Origin of the sequence: Cellulosimicrobium sp. 4261 (assembly GCF_040546915.1) — a bacterium.
Classification (GTDB): Bacteria; Actinomycetota; Actinomycetes; order Actinomycetales; family Cellulomonadaceae; genus Cellulosimicrobium; species Cellulosimicrobium cinnabarinum.
Map to the genome: position 1 here is coordinate 60,104 of NZ_JBEPOQ010000004.1, position 18,315 is coordinate 78,418.

Sequence of the window (18,315 nt, forward strand, 5' to 3'; positions counted from 1 at the left end):
ATGCCCCGGACCAACGCACGCCGACCGGCCCGCGACCGCCTGCTCGACGCCGCGGAAGCGCTGTTCGTCGAGCACGGGATCGCGGCGACCGGGGTCGACGCCGCGCTCCGCCGCGCCGAGGTCTCCCCCGCCACCTTGTACGCGCACTTCGCCGGCAAGGACCACCTCGTCGCGGCCTACCTGGAGCGGCGGCACGAGCGCTGGCGCGCCGCGTGGGACGCGGCGCTGGACCGCTGCGGGGACGACGCGGACGCGCGGGCGCTCGCCGTCTTCGACGCGCTCGACGGCTTCCCCACCGCGACGAGCACCCGCGGCTGCGCGTTTCTCGCCGCCGCGGTCGAGGTCACCGACCCCGAGCACCCCGCGTTCCGGTGGCTCGCCGCCGACACCCGCCTGCTCGTCGATCGGCTGCGCGACCTCGCCGCCGCGACCGGCGCCGCGAACCCGGACGCCCTCGCGGCCGAGCTTCTCGCGCTCTACGACGGCGCGCTCGCCTCCCGCACGCGCCGCGCCGTCGCGGGCGACGACGGCCCGACGCCCCTCCCGTGGCGCGACCTCGCAGCCGGGGCGGTCGCGCGCCACCGCGCCTGACCTGCCCGGCGCTGCTGATGCGCTTCCCCGCGTGCGCGGCGATCCTGGACGCAGGGCCGCGTCACGACACCAGGGAGGCCCCGTGGAGTCCGTGCAGGGGAACGCGCCGCAGACCGAACCACCCGAGGACGACGAACCCGCCGTCGACCCGCGGGCCCACGCCAACCGGTGGCGCGCGCTCGTCGTCCTGGCGGTCGCGCTGTCGATGGTCGTCATCGACGGGACGATCGTCGCCGTCGCCGTCCCGGACATCGTCGCCGACCTGAACCTCGGACTGAGCGAGGCGCAGTGGATCAGCGCCTCGTACGCCGTCGTGCTGGCCGCGCTGCTGCTCTCGTCGGGCCGTCTCGGGGACCGGCTCGGGCGACGACGGCTCCTCGTGGCGGGCGTCGTCGTCTTCCTCGCCGGGTCGCTGCTCGCCGCCGCGGCCGACGACGGCGGCTCGCTCATCGTCGGGCGGCTCGCCCAGGGCCTCGGCGCGGCCGCGATCCTGCCCTCGACCCTGTCGACCGTGAACGCGACGTTCCGCGGCAAGGACCGGGCCGCGGCGTTCGGGGTGTGGGGCGCCGTCATCTCCGGCGCCGCCGCGGTCGGCCCGCTCGCGGGCGGGTGGATCACGACGTCGTTCACGTGGCCGTGGATCTTCCTCGTCAACGTCCCCGTCGGCGCGCTCGTCGTGGTCGGCGCCTACGTCTGGGTGCCCGAGACCCGGGCGCACGCGTTCGCCCCCGGGCTCGACCTCATCGGGCTCCTGCTGTCCGCGCTCGGGTTCGGCGCGCTCGTGTTCGGGCTCATCGAGGGCCAGACGTTCGGCTGGTGGAGCCCGAAGGGGGACGCCGAGCTGCTCGGGGCGACCTGGCCGACGTCCGCGCCCGTCTCGCCCACCCCCGTGTTCCTCGCCGCCGGGCTGCTCCTGCTCGTGCTCTTCGTCGTGTGGGAGCGGCACCGCGCGCGGGTGCGGCGGTCCGCGCTGCTCGACCTCACGCTGTTCCGCATCCCGACGTTCCGGTGGGGCAACGTCACCGCGACGACCGTCGCCGTCGGCGAGTTCGGCATCATCTTCGTCCTGCCGCTCTTCCTCGTGAACGTGCTCGCGCTGTCCACCATGGGCGCCGGGCTCGTGCTCGCGGCGATGGCGCTCGGCGCGTTCCTCTCCGGCGCGTCGGCGCGTCACCTCGCCGCCGCCGTCGGCGCCCCGCTCGTCGTGGTCATCGGCCTCGCGCTCGAGATCGTCGGGGTCGCCGCCGTCGCGCTCACCGTCACCGCGACCGTCTCCCCGTGGCTGCTCGCGGTCCTCCTCGTGGTCTACGGCGTCGGGCTCGGCCTCGCCTCCGCGCAGCTCACCAGCACGACACTCGTGCAGGTCCCCGCCGAGGAGTCCGGCCAGGGCTCCGCCACGCAGTCGACGGCGCGGCAGGTCGGCTCCGCGCTCGGGACCGCGATCGTCGGGACCGCGCTCGCCGTCCTGCTCGCGAGCGCCGTACCCGCGGCCCTCGACGGCGAAGGCCTGCCCGACGCCGAGGTCACGCGCCTCGCCGACGCGACGAGCGGCTCCGCCGGCGACGTCATCGCGAAACTGCGCGCCGAGGGCACCCACGGCGAGCTGGGGCCGCAGGAACCCGAGGTCGTCGACGCGCTCGCGTCCGGGTTCGCCGACGCGACCCGCGGGTCGCTGCTCGTCGCCGGGGCGTTCCTCGTGCTCGGCCTCGCGTCCGCGACGGCCGTCGTGCGGGCGTCGCGCCGGTCGGCGTGAGGGTCGCGCCCGATGCCGGGGCGAGGGTCGAGCCGGCGCGGGGTCCCGCCGAGCCCAGGGCCGGGTCGAGCCGGCACGGGTTACGCCAGGCGGTGCCAGACGCCCTCGGACACGACCTCGACCGCGCCGTCGACCACGAAGGCGGTCTCGTCGTCGACCGCGTACGCCCGCCCGCCCAGGGCGGCGGCCCACCGCCGCGCCGCGGCCTCCGTGTTGTCGGGCAGGTCCGGGTGGCCCAGGTGGGGGAACATCGAGAAGTCGACGAGCCCCAGCGGCGTCGCGTCCTCGCCGTCGGCCGGCTCCCACCCCACGAACTCCTCGCCGATGCGCGGCGTCAGGGCCATGCTGCCGCCGCTCATCCCGACGTAGACCGTCTCGATGAGCGACGGCACGAGGTCCGCGAACCCCGACCGTCGCATCCAGTACGCCAGGTACCCCGCGTCACCGCCCGCGGCCAGCAGCACGTCCGTCTCCCGGGCGAGCGGCACCCAGCGCTCTGCGGGGATGCTCGGCAGCGCCGTCAGCTCCAGCACGCCGACCGACCCCCACCCCAACCCCGCCATGTGGTCCGACTCCCCCGTGATGAAGTCCCGGGCGTTCTTTCCCGGCCCTACCCACGGGTGGCCGTACAACGCCGTCGGGATGCACAGCGCCGAGCACTCACCGATCGGCCGACCCAGCAGCCCGACGAGCGCCCCCTCGATCGTCGGGTTCGTAACTCCCCCTGACGTGAGCAACAGCTTCATGCGTCCTCCTCGGCTCCCGCGGTCTGCACTGCAGACCGCGGAACGAAGGGAACTCATCGCGCCACGTCGTCGGCGTACGCCTCAGCGCGACCGAGTTACAACGAGGGGCCCGACAGCCTCAGGTTCCGCGGGTGGGCCCTCCGGGTGGTAGCGGTGGTCTTGGATGGTCGCCTTCGACGTCGTAGGTCGAACCGGGGAGAAACCGCACGTGACCTGGGGCGATACCTGAGAACGGTCTTGACCGGCCTGTGTCTTGGAGCACGGGAACTGTCACCAACACGGAGGGAAGACGTGAGGCATCCCGCTTCAGCGGGAGGGATGCAGAGCCGGTCGCCCCCTGCGGAGCGGCGCCCACGGCTTCGGGGCGAAGCCCTGGCGCGACTCGCACAGCGAGGCACACTGCAAACGAGGCTCGGCGAGATCCGGTGGCCGGAGCGCGAGCCGGCCGAGGTTAGGTGTCGATCTCGACTACCGGGGTGATCTGCTGCATCACCGGGGTCCAGAGGTCGACCTCGACATCCGGTGACTCGATACTGACGACGAGCGAGTAGTCAACACCGAGCTCGCTCTGATCGAGCTTGGGTCGTCGCTTCCACCAGCCCGCCACGGGGTAGACCGCGATCGCACCCTTGCTGGCAAGGTCCGCCGCGGTGCCTGTCCAGATGTCAGTGTGGAGCGAACCGGGTGCCTGCTGTTGGTCCGCGCCGAAGAGCCAGCCACCCTCGGGGCGTGAGGTAGTCGATAGCCAGCTGTCGTCACGGGCGCGCTTGTTGATGCGCTCACGGAACGCGGCGACGCTCTCAACGGCACGCTTCGTAGTGAATCGAAGGCCATGGGACGGATAGGCATATCGGCCGCTCCAACCGCGGTTGGACGGGTTCGGCTCAACGAAGTACGAGAGGGTCACGCGGAGACGCACGTTCGCTGATCCGAGTGCCTCCAGTTGCTGGGCTGGCCAAGGGAGCTCGTGGAGGTTCATCTCGCACAGTTTCGGTTCTCCAGACCCGTCCCGCTCGAACGGGTGAATCTGTGACTCGGCGACGAGGGTCAAGGCGTCGATTGCCGAGGACGTCGCTCTTGTCGCATTGGGAACGCCCATTCCATACCGCCGCAGCAGTGCACCAATCTCGGACTTGCGAGACGAGACGGCGTCGATCTGGCTACGCATGGCCTCGGTCCACTCTGCGGAGTGGACGATCATTGCTCGGACCGTCTCGGGGCGCAGCGTCGGGTAGGCCGCCATGATCTCGGCGGCGATCGATGCCACCTGAGCGGTCGCCGCCGAGGTGTCACGGGTCGTGGTGAAGTAGCCCTCGCCGGTGCGCTGCAACCGCGTCGTCAGCAAGGCAAGGTTGGGCGGCGTATCGATGTCGGTTGCGTTCGGGGCGACGGCGGCGTTCCCGCCGTCGGCGACGACCTCCGGTTTGAAGGGCCACTTCTTGCGATCGAGAATGACCGAGGTTCGGCTGGTAGGTGCCAGTTCACCTCGCGGGGCTACGGGCACCCAACCCGCGAAGTCTGACGGTGCTGCAGCCATGTCGTCGTGCGGCGAGTACGCGCCCACCGTCAGGGCGTTCCACGCTTGGGCCGGTTCCTCAACGGGCTCGGTGTCGCTGCGAGCCAGATGGTCATCACCGGGGCGGAGATCACGAATGTTGCCCGCCGAGACGACAAACAGCCGCGGTCGCCGGACCTCGTCGCGGTCAAGATAGGTGAGTTTGGGATCCGTATCATCAATCGCCCGGCCGAATGCGAGAGCGTCAACGGCGGCGGACCACGACGAGGGCTTCCCGGCGTCGGCCGCCCCTCCCGTGACGGGAGCGGTGACTGCGAGCATGAAGACGCGAGAGCGGTTCACCGCAGAAATCTCGGGGCGGTCGACGGCGCGCGCCGTCACCGCTCCGTAGAGTTCGCCGTCATTTTCGCCGCGGTCGGGCAGGATCTTGACGGACTCAAGCCGGTGACTGAGGCGAATGGGGACTCTGCTCGTCAGCGCAGCGGACAGATCGCGGTAGAGCGCGAGCCCGGCCATCTCAGTGCCATGAGCCTCGATTGGACGAACGGCCCACGCCGGATCTGCCGTGTGGAGGTCTGTTCCGTCGAGGGAGTCGGACAAGAGCGGGTGCGCATCCTGCACGCCCGTGTCGAGAACGCAAACGACGGGTGCGTCAGGTCCAGCAACCTCCAGCCTTGAGCGCAGATCCTCGACCCACTCACGCTGCTCGGATGCGGGCAACTCGGTCAGGAACGATGACACCTCGTGGGGCTGGCGCAGTTCCGCGATGTCATCGAGTGCCTCGAACGTCTCGGCGAGTTGGTTGGCTGTCGCTTTGAGGAGTACGACGGTCCTGTCGTTGAACCCGAGATAGTGATCGCTCGTGCGGAGTTGGTGGGCGGCGGCGTACTCGCTCAGCCGTTGCTGCTCGCGCCCGTCGCGCTTGCGAAGCCAGACTTCCCACCACCGGCTGTCACCCAGGAACGAGGGGAAGAGCTCGTCGGGGTCGGTCCACAGTTCCCGGATCGTCGCTCGACGAATGGTCCTAATGCCCTCGACGAGCTTCGCGTTCTTTGCCTTGTCGTCGGTCGCGGTCGCGACGTACTGCTCAAGGCGCTGGAGGAAGTATGCCTTCTTGCCGAAGGGGATGAAGACGGTCGCAACCTGGACGGCCGCACCGTCCACCTCCCGCGTGCTCACTGACAGCAGTTCTGGCTGTTCGCCCGATCCCTGGGGATCAAGGCTCTCCAACGCGAGTTGGAGCCCAGGGAAGGACTCAAAGGTGATCGTCGTGCCCTCTTCTTGCTGGTCCTCGGGCCAGGCCTGCTCGAACTCTCGCTTCAGCCGTCGACCATGGCTTCCACGGTTGCCGGTGAAGGGACGGGGCTCACGGCCGCCCGCGCCGATTGGAGTAAAACCCTCAGTGATCGGGGGCGACGGTATGAGGATGTGCGGACGGTTCCGTTCTGACATCCCGCCTACGCACCTGTGGCGTCGCGCCGAGCGCGGGGCCTCGGCCGGTCGTTGAGAGCCCGCACAAGATCGTCCGTGAGTACGCGCGTACGACCTGAGAGTATCGTCCGCTTTGCGGCATTCTCGGCCGCCGTGACAATCTCGGCGTGGCTCAGGCCCCCGGCCGCCTCTAAGACCCTCTTCCAGCCAAGATTTCCAGTATGGAATTGCGCCAAGCAGTTGGCGATAACCGCTCGCGCGGCCTCAGCATCGGGGAGCGTGAACTCCATGACAGTGTCGAACCGTCGGAACAGAGCGTTGTCGAGGAGTGCCGGGTGGTTGGTCGCGGCGATGACGACACTCTCCGAGGCGTCCTCTTCGAGGAACTGGAGGAACGAGTTGAGCACACGGCGGATCTCGCCGACGTCGTTACCAGCGGCACGGTCCCCGGCCAGCGCGTCCACCTCATCGAAGAGGTACACACCCCGGGTTTCGGCGAGAGCGTCAAAGATAAGGCGGAGTTTGGCTGCGGTCTCGCCCATGTACTTCGTGATGATGGTGTCGAGCCGGATCGCGAACAGGGGCAGCCCGAGTTCGCCAGCGATTACCCGTGCAGTTGAAGTCTTGCCGGTCCCAGGCGGGCCGGTGAGCAAGAGTCGTCGCGCCGGCCTCAGACCGTGGCGAGCAAGCATCTCGCGCTGACGCTGTTCAAGCAAGACGTGCCGGAGCCGCCCCTCCAGATCAGTGGAGAGGACCAGATCACCGAGATGCGCACTCGGGTAGGAGACCGTCAGAAGCGAGGCGAGTTCGCCTCGCGGCTGAGTCACGGGGACGACCGCGGCCACCTTGGAACTCCGAGCCTCGCGGCCACGGAGGTCGTCGACGAGGTCGCGGAGTTCCTGTGCGAACCTGGACTGGCCGGCGCGAGCGGCCTTCGCCGCAACCTGCATGGCCACCGAGTAGAACTGGGGGTCGTCGCCGTCGGCATGGCTCTTGACCAGTGCCTTTAGCTGGTCGTTGGTGGCCACAGCGCGCACCCTTTCAGACTAGACGGCTGTCATCAGGACGACTCTATCGGCTTGCGGAGCGTCCGCTTGACGGGCCGGGCCGATCGCGCCTGGGTCGTTACATCACATCCCCTAGGCGACAGAGGACGGCTCGCGGAGGACAAAGACCAGTGCAAGCGCAGTGCGGCGTACGACGAAGGGCCCCACAGCCGCAGGATTCTGCGGGTGGGGCCCTTCGGGTGGCGGTAGCGGTGGGATTTGAACCCACGGTGGACTTTCACCCACACACGCTTTCGAGGCGTGCTCCTTAGGCCGCTCGGACACGCTACCTCGCCGGGATACCCGGCCCAGGAAGGATACCTGGTCACACCCCCGGACACCGAATCGGCCGGTCAGCCGGTCCTGCGCCGGGTCACACGCGCCCCGCCCGAGCCCGCGCGAAGCCGGACCACCCGGCCCACGCCGCGTCGTCGGGCCGCACCCGCCGCCGGACCGCGCCGGCGTCGCGCACTCCGTCGGAGGGCACGGGCGTCACTTCCCGCCGAGCGCCTCGGCGAACAGCGGGGTGACGTTGTCGATCGCGTAGATCACGGCCGTGGGCGTGCCGAGCGAGAAGGCGTTGGAGAGGTCCTTGTCGTCGAACACGACGTAGCGGCCGTCGGCGACGGACGGCACGGTCTGGAAGATCGGGAGCGCCTCGACGTCGGCGGCGGTGAAGCCGATGGGCTGGATGACGGTGAGGTCGGCGTCGAGCAGGTCGACGTTCTCGGTGCCCAGCGTCGCGGAGAACTCCTCGCCGGCGGCCTCGTCGATCTCGGGCTTGGTGTCGAACCCGAGGCCCTGCATGAACTCGCCGCGGCTGGAGGTCGAGACGTAGGCGCCGAAGCCCTCGGCCCAGTACGACCCGATGACGGCGGTCTTGCCCGCGAACTCGGGGTGCTCGTCGCGCGCGGCGGCGAACGCGTCGTCGACCTCGGCGAGCAGCTCGTCGCCGGCCTCGCTGCGCCCGAGGGCGGCGGCGATCATGCCGACCTGGTCCTCCATGGGCGTGAGGTAGGCCTCGCCACCCTCGGGGATCGCGACGGTCGGGGCGATCTCGGAGAGCCGCTCGTACCGCTCGGGGTCGCCGGACGACTTCACGTCGAGGATGACGTCGGGGTCGAGCACGGCGATCTGCTCGTACGACGGCTCGAGGGTGCCGATGATCTCGGGCGACTCGTCGTAGGCGTCGGCGAGCCACGGGCCGACGCCGTCGCCGCCGAACGCGAGCCAGTCGCTCGCGCCGACGGGCTGGACGCCGAGCGCGAGGGCGGTCTCGGCGTCGCCCCACCCGAGCGCGACGACGCGCTCCGGCTCCTCGGGGATCTCGACGTCGCCGAACGCCGTGGGGATGGTCACCGGGAAGGTGTCCGCGGCGCCGTCGGTGGTCGCGCTGCCCGAGGGCGACGCCTCGGCGTCTCCGTCGCCGGACGAGCACGCGGCGAGCGCGAGCACGGCGAGCGCGGACACGGCCGCGAGCGCGCGGCGGGGACGGGTGGTGCTGGTGCGGTGCATGGGACTCCTCAGTCCTCGAAGATCTGGCCGACGGGCTCGCGCTTCTCCGCCTGGAAGCGGTCCTCCGCGCGGCCGTAGGCCCAGTAGCCGGAGAGCGACAGGTCGGAGCGCGGCACGCCGCGCTCCGCGAAGACGCGGCGCAGGGCCTTCATGGCCCCGCGCTCGCCGTGCGCGAAGACGTGGACGCGGCCCTCGCGCCACGGGATGTCGGCGACGGCGTCGGGCAGGAGCGTCGTCGTCCCGGTGGGCGCGTCGCCGCGCAGCACCCAGGTGACCTGGACGCCGTCGGGCGCCTCGAGCGGCAGGCGGTCCGCCTCGGTCCCGACCTCGAGCACGGCGTGCCCGACGACGTCGCGCGGCATGGCCTCGAGCGCGGCGGCGATCGCGGGGAGCGCGGAGTCGTCGCCGGCGAGCAGGTGCCAGTCGGCGGCCGGGTCGGGCAGGTACCCGCCGCCGGGACCGGAGAGGACGAGGCGGTCGCCGGGCTTCGCGCGCGCGGCCCACGGCCCGGCGAGGCCCTCGTCGCCGTGCACGACGAAGTCGATCGCGAGCCGCTGCGCCGCCTCGTCGACCCAGCGCACGGTGTACGTGCGGGTGACGGGCACGTCCTCGGGCGCGAGCGTGTCGCGCAGTGCCGCGACGTCGTAGGGCGGCTCGAGCCCGAGCTCGGGCTTGGCGAAGTAGATCTTGACGTACTTGTCGGTGTGCTCGTTCGTCGTGAACGCGGCGAACCCGTCGCCCCCGGCCACGACGCGCACGAGGTGCGGGGAGAGCCACGCGGTCTCGAGGACCTCGAGGACCGTCTGGGGGCGGGCGCGCCGCGGGGCGGGCGCGGTGGTGGTCGACATGACAACCTCTCGTCGGTGACTTAGGTGAGGCTAACATCACTGGCCGGGCGCGAGGTCGTGACGCCGGTCACCACCTGTGCCGAGCAGCGTGGATCGCGCGGTCGAGAGCCCCGAGGGAACTCATACGCGCACCCTGTGCCCTCCACAGCGGTCGCACAGGGTCGACCGGCGGAATGGGGGACGTCCTCGACCACGGCGCCCAGCGCCCCGGCACCCGGAGGCCTCGTGTCCCAGCCCGTCCTGTACCTCGTCGACCTCGTCGCCGTCACCGTCCTCGCGTTCGGCCTCTACTTCCCCCGGCACCGCCGCCGCGACCTCGTCGTCGCGTACCTCGGCGTCAACGTGGGGGTGCTCGCGGTCGCGGCGACGCTCGCGACGAGCAGCGTCGGCGCCGGTCTGGGGCTCGGGCTCTTCGGCGTCCTGTCGATCATCCGCCTCCGCTCGACCGAGCTCTCGCAGACGGAGGTCGCCTACTACTTCGCGGCCCTCGCGCTGGGCCTCCTCGGCGGGCTCGTCGCGGCCACCGGCTGGCTGTCCCTCGCGGGCATGGCGCTCGTCGTCGGGGTGATGGCCGTCGTCGACCACCCGCGCGTGCTGCGCCGCGCGCAGAGCCAGACCGTCGTCGTCGACCGCGCCCTCGCCGACCCGGCCGAGCTCGCGCGCTACCTGGAGGAGCTGCTCGGCGCCGAGGTCCGCGGGGTGAGCGTGCAGCGGCTCGACCTCGTCAACGACACGACCTGGGTCGACGTCCGCTGGACCGCGCCGCGCACGGCACGCCGGGGCGCGCGCCCCGCCCGTCCCGCCGTCCTGTCCGACGCCGTCCCCCCGCTCCCGGCCGACGCCGCGCCGCTCCGCGTGGCCGCCACGGCCCCGGACGGTCTCCCCGCCCGGACCGGGGTGCGCGCATGAGCCCGCAGACCCTCTCGGCCGACGACCGCGTGCGCGCCGCCCTGCACCCGCTCGCCGGGGTGGACCTCGACGAGCTCGTCGGGACCGCCGCACTGCTGACCCGGGTCGACCGCAAGTACGTCCTGCCCGTGGACGACGCGGTCGCCGTGCTCGACGCCCTCGCCCGCACGACCGCCGCGCGCGTCCTGGAGATCGACGGGGCACGCAGCGCGGCCTACGAGTCGGTGTACTTCGACACGCCCGACCTCGCGTCGTTCCGCCTCACGGCGACGCGCCGCCGTCGGCGGTTCAAGGTCCGCACGCGCACGTACCTCGACTCCGGGACGAGCTTCCTCGAGGTCAAGACCCGCGCCGCACGCGGCGCGACGCTCAAGCAGCGCGTCGCCCACGACTGCCCGACGGCGCTCGACGGCGGGCAGGAGTTCGTCCACCGGACGCTCGCCGCCGAGGGCATCGACGTCGTGCCGGAGCACGCGCTGGCACCCGGCCTCGTGTCGCGGTACCGCCGCACGACGCTCCTGCTCCCCCGGCCCGACGGCGCCGCGCGTGCCACCGTCGACACCGGGCTCACGTGGGAGCTCGACCGGCCCGACGGCGCTCGGCCCCTCTCCTGGCCCGTCACCCAGCTGGCGGTCGTCGAGACGAAGGGCGGCTCGACGCCGTCGGACCTCGACCGGCTGCTGTGGCGGCACGGGCACCGCCCCGAGCGGATCTCGAAGTACGGCACCGGGCTGGCGCTGCTGCGCCCCGACCTGCCCGACGGCCCCTGGCGGCGCGTGATCCGCCGCCACCTCACCCCCTCCCCGGGCAGCACGACGTCCGACCGGACTCCCGACCACCACCTCGCCCGACACCCCGCCCGCACCCCCGGGCACGACGACAGGAGCCTGTGATGCGCATCCGACGACCCCTCACGTACCTCACCGCGGCTGCGGCGGCCGCCGTCCTCGCCGGCTGCTCGGTCCTGGGCAGCGACGCCGCCACGGACGACACGTCCGCGAGCGCGAGTACGACCGCGAGCGACAGGACGACCGCCGCGTCCGACGCCGTCGCCGGCCTCACCCCCGAGGAGTCGCGCGCCGACAACGCCGAGGTGACGGTGGACGACGCCGACCTCGCGGTCGACGAGGCGTCGGCGACGACCGTCGCGCTCGACGGCGGCACCGCCACCGTGGACGGCGACGGCGTGACCGTCGACGGCGCGACCGTCACCGTGACCGCCCCCGGCACGTACGTGCTGAGCGGCACGCTGGAGGGCCAGGTCGTCGTCGACACCGCCGAGGACGGACTCGTCCAGCTCGTGCTCGACGGCGCCGAGATCACCGCGACGACCAACGCCGCCGTGAACGTGCAGGACGCCGAGAAGGTGGCGGTGGTCCTCGCCGACGGCTCGACGAACAGCCTCACCGACGCCGAGACCTCCTCCGACCAGGACGCCGACGGCGAGCCCGACGGCGCGCTGTTCTCGACGGCCGACCTCGTGGTCGGCGGCGACGGCGCGCTCAGCGTGACGTCGCACGCGGACGACGGCATCGTCTCCAAGGACGGACTCGTGGTCGCGGGCGGCGACCTCACCGTCGACGCGGGCGACGACGGCCTGCGCGGCAAGGACTACCTCGTCGTCACGGGCGGGACGCTCGACGTCACCGCCGCGCAGGACGGGCTGAAGTCGACCGAGGACGGCGACGAGACCCTCGGGTTCGTCGACGTGCGCGGCGGGGACGTCACCGTCACGTCCGGCGACGACGGCGTGCAGGCGGTGACGGACGTCGTCGTCTCCGGCGGCACGCTGACCGTCACCGCGGCCGGCGGCGCGGGCGCCGACCTGAGCGAGGACGCCTCCGCGAAGGGCCTCAAGGGCGACGTGGGGGTCGTGGTCGGCGACGACGCGACGGTCACCGTCGACGCCGCCGACGACGCGCTGCACTCGGACGGCGCGGTGTCCGTCTCGGGCGGGACCGTCGAGCTGTCGTCCGGCGACGACGGCGTGCACGCCGACGGCGACGTCACCGTCTCCGGCGGCGATCTCACCGTCACGACGTCCGTGGAGGGCATCGAGGGCGCGACCCTCACGATCTCCGGTGGTGACGTCGACGTGACGGCGAGCGACGACGGCCTCAACGCGACGGTCGGGTGGACGACCGGCACCGGCGAGGGCGACACGGCCGCGGGCGGCTCGGCGGCGGGCGGCTCGGCGGCGGGCGGCTCGGCGGCGGGCGGCTCGGCGGCGGGCGGCTCGGCGGCGGGCGGCTCGATGCCGGAGCCGCCGGACGGTGCACCGGGCGGCACGACGGGCGACACCCCGCCGGAGATGCCGGCCGACGGCGAGATGCCCGAGCCCCCGCAGGGCGGCGACCTGCCCGACGGTGCCGAGCCCCCCGACGGCGTGGACCTGCCGCAGGGCGGCCCCGGCGGCCGAGCGGGCGGCATGGCGGGCGGCGGCATGGACGCCGACGACGGCTCGTCGCTGACGATCTCCGGCGGCACGCTCACGATCGACGCCGGCGGCGACGGGATCGACTCGAACGGGTCGCTCACGGTCACGGGCGGAGAGACGGTCGTCCAGGGCCCGACGAACGACGGCAACGGCGCGCTCGACGTGAACGGCACGTTCACCGTCTCCGGCGGCTCGCTCGTCGCGGCGGGCAGCGCGGGGATGGTCGTCGTGCCGGCCACGGACTCCGAGCAGGGCTGGCTCGCCGCCGACGTCTCCGCGAGCGCCGGCGACACCGTCACCGTCACGTCGGCCGACGGCACCGTCGTCGCCGAGCTCACCGTCACCAAGGAGACGGCGAACGTCGTCGTCTCCTCCCCCGACGTGACGACCGGCGAGACCTACACGGTGACCGCCCCGTCCGGCTCGGTGACCGCCGTCGCGGGCGAGTGGACCGGCGGCGGCATGGGGGGCCGCCCCACCCGCCCGGGCACGCAAGACGGCACCACGGCCCAGGACGGCACGGCCCAGGACGGCACCGCGGCCCAGGACGAGACCACCGAGTCCTGACCGCGCGTCGTCCGATGCGGGATCCCAGCCCGAGCGCTCTGCCGAGGTAGAGCCCCGGTCCCGCGAGGTAGAGCCGTGGTCCTGCGCAGCAGACCCGTTCTCACGCGAGGTAGAGCCGTGGTCGCGCGAAGTAGAGCCGAGGTCATCCGCGAGAGAACCGCGGCCGGGCACCGGAAGGAGTGCGCCAAGGATCTTTCCCACTCCGGTCCGCGCGGCCTCATGGTCGCGGGGAGCCCTTGCCCTGGTCGTGCCGCGTCCTCGCGTTGGAGCACCGTCGTGCCCGACGGCGGTCGGTCGCCCGCGGTGAGTGCGCCTCAGCCGGCCACCAGCGAGGCGGCACCACCATGCGGACCCGACCCCGCGCCGTCGGGCACAAGACCACGGCTCTACCTCGCGGAACCACGGCTCTACCTCGCGGAACCACGGCTCTACCTGGGCAGGCCTCGGGTCCACCTCGCGGGGCCTCGGGGCTCCCTCGGGGTGACCAGGGCTACCTCGGCGGACCGGGGTTCGTGCGCCGCTCCCGTCGTACCGTGGGAGACGTGCCCACCGACCCGACCGCACCGTCCCCGACCGAACCGACGACCGCCTCCCCCGCGCACGTGGCGACGTCGGCCGCCGACCTGCCGTCCGCCGTCCCGACCCTGTCGTCGCGCCTCGCGTGGCGGCCGAGCCAGCCGCCGGCGGGCGCGGAGCCCGCGCCGCGGACGGGGACGGTCGAGGACGCGGTGGAGCTGCTGCGCGGGCTGCGGGTCACGGCGCTCACGGGCGCGGGCGTGTCGACGGACTCGGGGATCCCGGACTACCGCGGCCCGGACTCCCCGCCGCGCAACCCCATGACGTACCAGCAGTTCGTGCAGGACGAGGCGTTCCGCCGCCACTACTGGGCGCGCAACCACGTCGGCTGGCAGCACGTGCACCGCACGCACCCGAACGCGGGCCACCGCGCGCTGGCGCGGCTGGAGGAGGCGGGCGTGCTCGTCGGGCTCATCACGCAGAACGTGGACCTGCTGCACGAGGACGCGGGCAGCCGCAACGTCATCGACCTGCACGGCCGCTACGACCGGGTGATCTGCCTGCAGTGCGGACGCGTCATCTCGCGCGAGCACCTGGCCGAGCGCCTGACCGCCCTCAACCCGGGGTTCCTGAAGAGCGTCGGCGACGTCGGCGACGTGGAGATCGCGCCGGACGCGGACGCGGTGATCGAGCAGACGTCGCACTTCCGGCCCGCGCCGTGCGAGTTCTGCGGCGGGGTGCTCAAGCCGGAGATCGTGTACTTCGGGGAGAACGTGCCGCGCGAGCGGGTCGACCGCGCGTTCGCGATGGTCGACGAGGGCGACGCGCTCCTCGTCGCAGGGTCGTCGCTCACGGTGCTGAGCGGGCTGCGGTTCGTGCGGCACGCGGCGAAGGACGGCAAGCCGGTCGTCATCGTCAACCGCGGCTGGACGCGCGGTGACCCGCTCGCGACGCTCAAGATCGAGGCCGGCACCACGGAGACCCTCACCGCCCTCGCCGAGGCGCTCGCGCGCTGAGGCCACCGACCCACGAGCGGTGGGGAGGAAGGACGGCGCTGGGTCGTGGCGGGCCTGGCGGGAGGCGCCGAGGAACGAGGCGCCGGATGGTAGACCCGGCGCCGTCCTTCCTCCCCACCGCGACCGCGACGACAGGGGGTGCGCTCAGCGCTGCGCGCCGAAGAAGTCGCGGAGCAGCCGCGCGCACTCGTCCTCGCGCACGCCGCCGACGACCTCGACCGCGTGGTTCGCGCGCTGGTCGCGCACGAGGTCCCACACGGAGCCGGTCGCGCCGGCCTTCGGGTCCCACGCCCCGAGCACGAGCCGCTCGACGCGCGCCAGCACGAGCGCGCCCGCGCACATGACGCACGGCTCGAGCGTGACGACGAGCGTGCAGCCCTCGAGGCGCCACTCCCCCCACGTCGCGGCGGCCTGACGCAGCGCGAGCACCTCGGCGTGCGCGGTCGGGTCGCCCGTCTCCTCGCGCCGGTTGCGCCCCACGCCGAGCAGCCGCCCGTCCGGCCCGACGACGACCGCCCCCACGGGCACGTCGGCGCTCGCGAGCGCGTGGGTCGCCTCGTGCAGCGCGAGACCCATGAGGGCGTCCCACGTGCGGCGGCGACCCGCGACCGTGTCGGGCGGGAACGCGCCCTCCGTCGCGGGGAGCGCGAGCCCGCGCGGCACGGTGCCCGACGCCGTCCCCTCCTCCGGGTGCACGGGGTCACCCCGGTGCGCGGGATCGCCCGAGCGGGCGGGGCCGCCCGGGTGGGCCGGCTCGCCGGGGTGGGCGACGTCGTCGGGCACGGGACCTCCGGTCGGTAAGGGCGGGCCGCACCAGGCTAGCGACCGGGCGCCTGCCCGCGCGCGGATCCGTTACCGGCCGGTACGGCAGACGGCCCGCGGTCCGATACCGTTGTCACCATGCGCCTGCACGTCGCCGACCACCCGCTCGTGGCCCACAAGCTGACCGTCCTGCGGAACAAGGAGACGACGTCCTCGACGTTCCGGCTCCTCGTCGACGAGCTGGTCACGCTCCTCGCGTACGAGGCGACGCGGGACGTGCGCGTCGAGCCGCACGAGATCGAGACGCCCGTGACCACGACGGTCGGCGTCCGCCTCGCGGAGCCGCGCCCCCTCGTGGTGCCCATCCTGCGCGCGGGCCTCGGCATGCTCGACGGCATGACCCGCCTCCTGCCCACCGCGGAGGTCGGGTTCCTCGGGATGCAGCGCGACGAGGAGACGCTCGAGGCGGTCACGTACGCGAACCGTCTCCCCGACGACCTCACGGGCCGCCACGTGTTCCTGCTGGACCCGATGCTCGCGACGGGCGGCACGCTCGTCGCCGCGATCGACTACGTCTTCGCGCGCGGTGCGCGCGACGTCACGGCCGTGTGCCTGCTCGCCGCCCCGGAGGGCATCCAGGTGCTGGAGCAGGCGGTCGGCGAGCGCGTCGACGTCCAGCTCGTGGTCGCCGCGGTCGACGAGCGGCTCGACGAGAAGGCGTACATCGTGCCCGGGCTGGGCGACGCGGGCGACCGCCTGTACGGCGTCGTCTGACGCTCCCACCTGCACCGACGCTCGCCGGGACGCCCCGGCACCCGCTCAGCACGACCGGAACGCGAGATCGCCCCGGTCCGCATGCTGAGAACTTCCGCGGCTCCTCTTGGCGTGCCGTGCGCTCCGCTGCCATGCTCGCTCCCGTGAGCACCTCGACCCGTCCCGTCAGCGCGCCGTCCGGCGTGCTCCCGGGCGCGGTCGTGTGCGTCTGTTGTCAGGCCTGACCCCTCTCCCGCACCTCGGTTCAGCCCTCGACCCCTGCCGACCCGCCGGATGTCCGGCGTCGCCGTCGGCCCGACGCACCCGGAGCCACCCATGACGCTCACCGCTACCCGTCCCGCCCGCCGTACGCCGTCGGCCCGCGTCCCCGCCCCCCGGGCGGCCACGCCGCGCCCCGCGACCCCCCGCCCCGCCCCGGCGCCCCGCCCGGCAGCACCCGAGCCCGCCGCCCCGCGGCGCAACCCCGGCTTCGTGCTCTACGTGGGCGTCGACGCCGCCCCGGGCGAGCAGCCGCAGGCGCAGCTCGTCGAGCTCGCCGAGGCCCTGGGCGAGCTCGCGCGCGACTGGCTGCCGAGCGCCGAGACGTACACGGCGCTCGCGCTCGCCGAGCCGACGACCGCGACGACGTCGCCCGTCCAGGACATCGCCGCGTTCCGCGAGCGGCTCGCGACCCTCTCGCCCGTGCCGCGCGTCGTCATCGACCCGGCCGGGCGCACGGTCACCGTCGAGGGCCGCTCGGCCCGCCTGACGTTCCGCGAGCTCGAGCTGCTGTCGTACCTCGCGCGCACGGCGCACCGCGTCGTGACGCGGGCCGAGCTGCTGGAGACCGTGTGGGCCGACCACGAGGTCGCGAGCGGCAGCCGCACCATCGACGTCCACGTGCGACGCCTCCGCGAGAAGCTCGGGCTGGAGCACGTCATCACCACGGTCCGCGGGCTCGGCTACCGGTTCGACCCGCAGACCCCCGTCGTCCTCGGCGGCTCGGGGGACGCCGCCTGAGGACCGCGCTGCCGGGCCGCGGTCGACGTGGGGGTACGTGGGGGACCACGCGCCCGGCAGCGCAACCCCTCCTGTGACGACCCTCGCACGCGGCCCGCTCGCCGGGCGCGGACGCCCCCGCGGCGATACGTTCGGCCCATGCGCACAGTCATCGCGGGAGGTCACGGCCAGGTGGGCCGTCGCCTGGCCCGGACGCTGGTGGAGCGCGGGGACGACGTCGTCGCCTTCGTGCGGTCCGCCGCGCAGATCACGGATCTCACGGAGCTCGGCGCGCACGTCGCGCTCGTCGACCTCGAGAAGGACGACGCCGTCGCGGTGTCGTTCGAGCTCGAGGGCGCGGACGCCGTCGTGTTCGCCGCGGGCGCCGGACCCGGCAGCGGCGCGCCGCGCAAGGACGCGGTCGACCGCGCGGGCGCGGCCCTCCTGGCGGACGCGGCCGAGCGCGCCGGGGTGGGCCGCTACGTCCTCGTGTCGTCGCGCGGCGTCGAGGCGGCGCGCGCCGACGAGCGCCCGGACGGCGTCGACGACGTCTTCTGGGCCTACCTGCGCGCGAAGGCCGCCGCGGAGGACGACCTGCGCACGCGGGCCGACCTCCGGTGGACGATCGTCCGGCCCGGCCGCCTCACCGACGAACCGGGCGTGGGCCTCGTGGCGCTCGCCCCCGTGGGCGACGGCGACAAGCCCCGCGGCAAGCGGCGCAAGCCCGGTGCCGCGGTGGGCGAGCGGTCCGACGTGACGCGCGACGACGTCGCGCTCGTGCTCGCGGCGGTGCTCCACGAGCCCCGCTCGGCCGGACTCGTGCTCGACCTCGTGGGTGGCGACCGCCCGGTCGAGGACGCGCTCGCCGACGTCCTGCCCTGACCGCCCGGCCCGACGACCGCCGTCGGGC

The 18,315-nt window shown here is 73.3% G+C and carries 15 protein-coding genes and 1 tRNA gene; 9 read left to right on the top strand and 7 right to left on the bottom strand.

Annotated elements, in window-relative coordinates:
• Together ABIE39_RS06610 and ABIE39_RS06615 are read left to right on the top strand one after the other, a co-directional pair.
• Positions 1-591, top strand: a complete 591-nt coding sequence (locus ABIE39_RS06610) for a TetR/AcrR family transcriptional regulator (protein ID WP_354050970.1) — start codon at positions 1-3, stop codon at positions 589-591.
• Positions 592-673: 82 nt separating this feature from the next.
• Positions 674-2,344, top strand: a complete 1,671-nt coding sequence (locus tag ABIE39_RS06615; protein WP_354050971.1) for a DHA2 family efflux MFS transporter permease subunit — start codon at positions 674-676, stop codon at positions 2,342-2,344.
• Positions 2,345-2,424: 80 nt separating this feature from the next.
• Here the strand turns inward: ABIE39_RS06615 and ABIE39_RS06620 are convergent, their stop codons facing one another.
• From ABIE39_RS06620 to ABIE39_RS06645, 6 genes are all read right to left on the bottom strand, one after another.
• On the bottom strand, positions 2,425-3,090 hold the full coding sequence (locus tag ABIE39_RS06620) for a Type 1 glutamine amidotransferase-like domain-containing protein (RefSeq protein ID WP_354050972.1): 666 nt from the start codon (positions 3,088-3,090) through the stop codon (positions 2,425-2,427).
• A 451-nt stretch (positions 3,091-3,541) separates the two neighbouring features.
• Positions 3,542-6,058 carry a S8 family peptidase gene (locus tag ABIE39_RS06625; protein WP_354050974.1) on the bottom strand — a complete coding sequence of 839 codons (2,517 nt, stop codon included), beginning with the start codon at positions 6,056-6,058 and terminating at the stop codon, positions 3,542-3,544.
• 5 nt (positions 6,059-6,063) lie between these two features.
• Positions 6,064-7,065, bottom strand: coding sequence for an AAA family ATPase (locus tag ABIE39_RS06630; RefSeq protein WP_255179682.1), 1,002 nt, complete (start codon positions 7,063-7,065; stop codon positions 6,064-6,066).
• Between the two features lie 219 nt (positions 7,066-7,284).
• Positions 7,285-7,374 (bottom strand) — tRNA-Ser (locus ABIE39_RS06635).
• 201 nt (positions 7,375-7,575) lie between these two features.
• Positions 7,576-8,598 carry an iron-siderophore ABC transporter substrate-binding protein gene (locus tag ABIE39_RS06640; RefSeq protein ID WP_354050976.1) on the bottom strand — a complete coding sequence of 341 codons (1,023 nt, stop codon included), beginning with the start codon at positions 8,596-8,598 and terminating at the stop codon, positions 7,576-7,578.
• A gap of 8 nt (positions 8,599-8,606) precedes the next feature.
• A complete protein-coding gene (locus ABIE39_RS06645) occupies positions 8,607-9,446 on the bottom strand; it encodes a siderophore-interacting protein (RefSeq protein ID WP_354050978.1) in 840 nt (279 codons plus the stop codon).
• A gap of 225 nt (positions 9,447-9,671) precedes the next feature.
• On the opposite strand from ABIE39_RS06645, the gene ABIE39_RS06650 reads away from it, so the two are divergent.
• The 4 genes from ABIE39_RS06650 (at position 9,672) to ABIE39_RS06665 (ending at position 14,891) form a co-directional block, all read left to right on the top strand.
• On the top strand, positions 9,672-10,355 hold the full coding sequence (locus ABIE39_RS06650) for a DUF4956 domain-containing protein (protein ID WP_354050980.1): 684 nt from the start codon (positions 9,672-9,674) through the stop codon (positions 10,353-10,355).
• Positions 10,352-11,248, top strand: coding sequence for a polyphosphate polymerase domain-containing protein (locus ABIE39_RS06655; protein WP_354050982.1), 897 nt, complete (start codon positions 10,352-10,354; stop codon positions 11,246-11,248). The genes ABIE39_RS06650 and ABIE39_RS06655 overlap by 4 nt, the downstream gene beginning before the upstream one ends.
• Positions 11,248-13,359: a carbohydrate-binding domain-containing protein gene (locus tag ABIE39_RS06660; RefSeq protein WP_354050984.1), complete on the top strand. Its 2,112-nt coding sequence runs from the start codon at positions 11,248-11,250 to the stop codon at positions 13,357-13,359. Before ABIE39_RS06655 ends, ABIE39_RS06660 begins: the two co-directional genes overlap by 1 nt.
• 728 nt (positions 13,360-14,087) lie before the next feature.
• Positions 14,088-14,891: an NAD-dependent protein deacetylase gene (locus ABIE39_RS06665; protein WP_354051234.1), complete on the top strand. Its 804-nt coding sequence runs from the start codon at positions 14,088-14,090 to the stop codon at positions 14,889-14,891.
• A gap of 144 nt (positions 14,892-15,035) precedes the next feature.
• On the opposite strand, the gene ABIE39_RS06670 is transcribed toward ABIE39_RS06665, so the two are convergent.
• The gene (locus ABIE39_RS06670) at positions 15,036-15,467 is read right to left on the bottom strand and encodes a nucleoside deaminase (protein ID WP_074804208.1); all 432 of its coding nucleotides are present in this window, start codon (positions 15,465-15,467) and stop codon (positions 15,036-15,038) included.
• A gap of 324 nt (positions 15,468-15,791) precedes the next feature.
• On the opposite strand from ABIE39_RS06670, the gene upp reads away from it, so the two are divergent.
• The 3 genes from upp to ABIE39_RS06685 all read left to right on the top strand — a co-directional run bounded on the left by upp (position 15,792) and on the right by ABIE39_RS06685 (position 18,287).
• Entirely contained in the window at positions 15,792-16,427 is a 636-nt protein-coding gene (gene upp / locus ABIE39_RS06675; RefSeq protein ID WP_175009296.1) for a uracil phosphoribosyltransferase, read from the top strand.
• A gap of 315 nt (positions 16,428-16,742) precedes the next feature.
• Positions 16,743-17,426 carry a winged helix-turn-helix domain-containing protein gene (locus ABIE39_RS06680; RefSeq protein ID WP_354050986.1) on the top strand — a complete coding sequence of 228 codons (684 nt, stop codon included), beginning with the start codon at positions 16,743-16,745 and terminating at the stop codon, positions 17,424-17,426.
• 138 nt (positions 17,427-17,564) lie between these two features.
• Complete coding sequence (locus tag ABIE39_RS06685) at positions 17,565-18,287, top strand: NAD(P)H-binding protein (protein WP_175009298.1); 723 nt, start codon at positions 17,565-17,567, stop codon at positions 18,285-18,287.
• Positions 18,288-18,315: the final 28 nt, after the last annotated feature.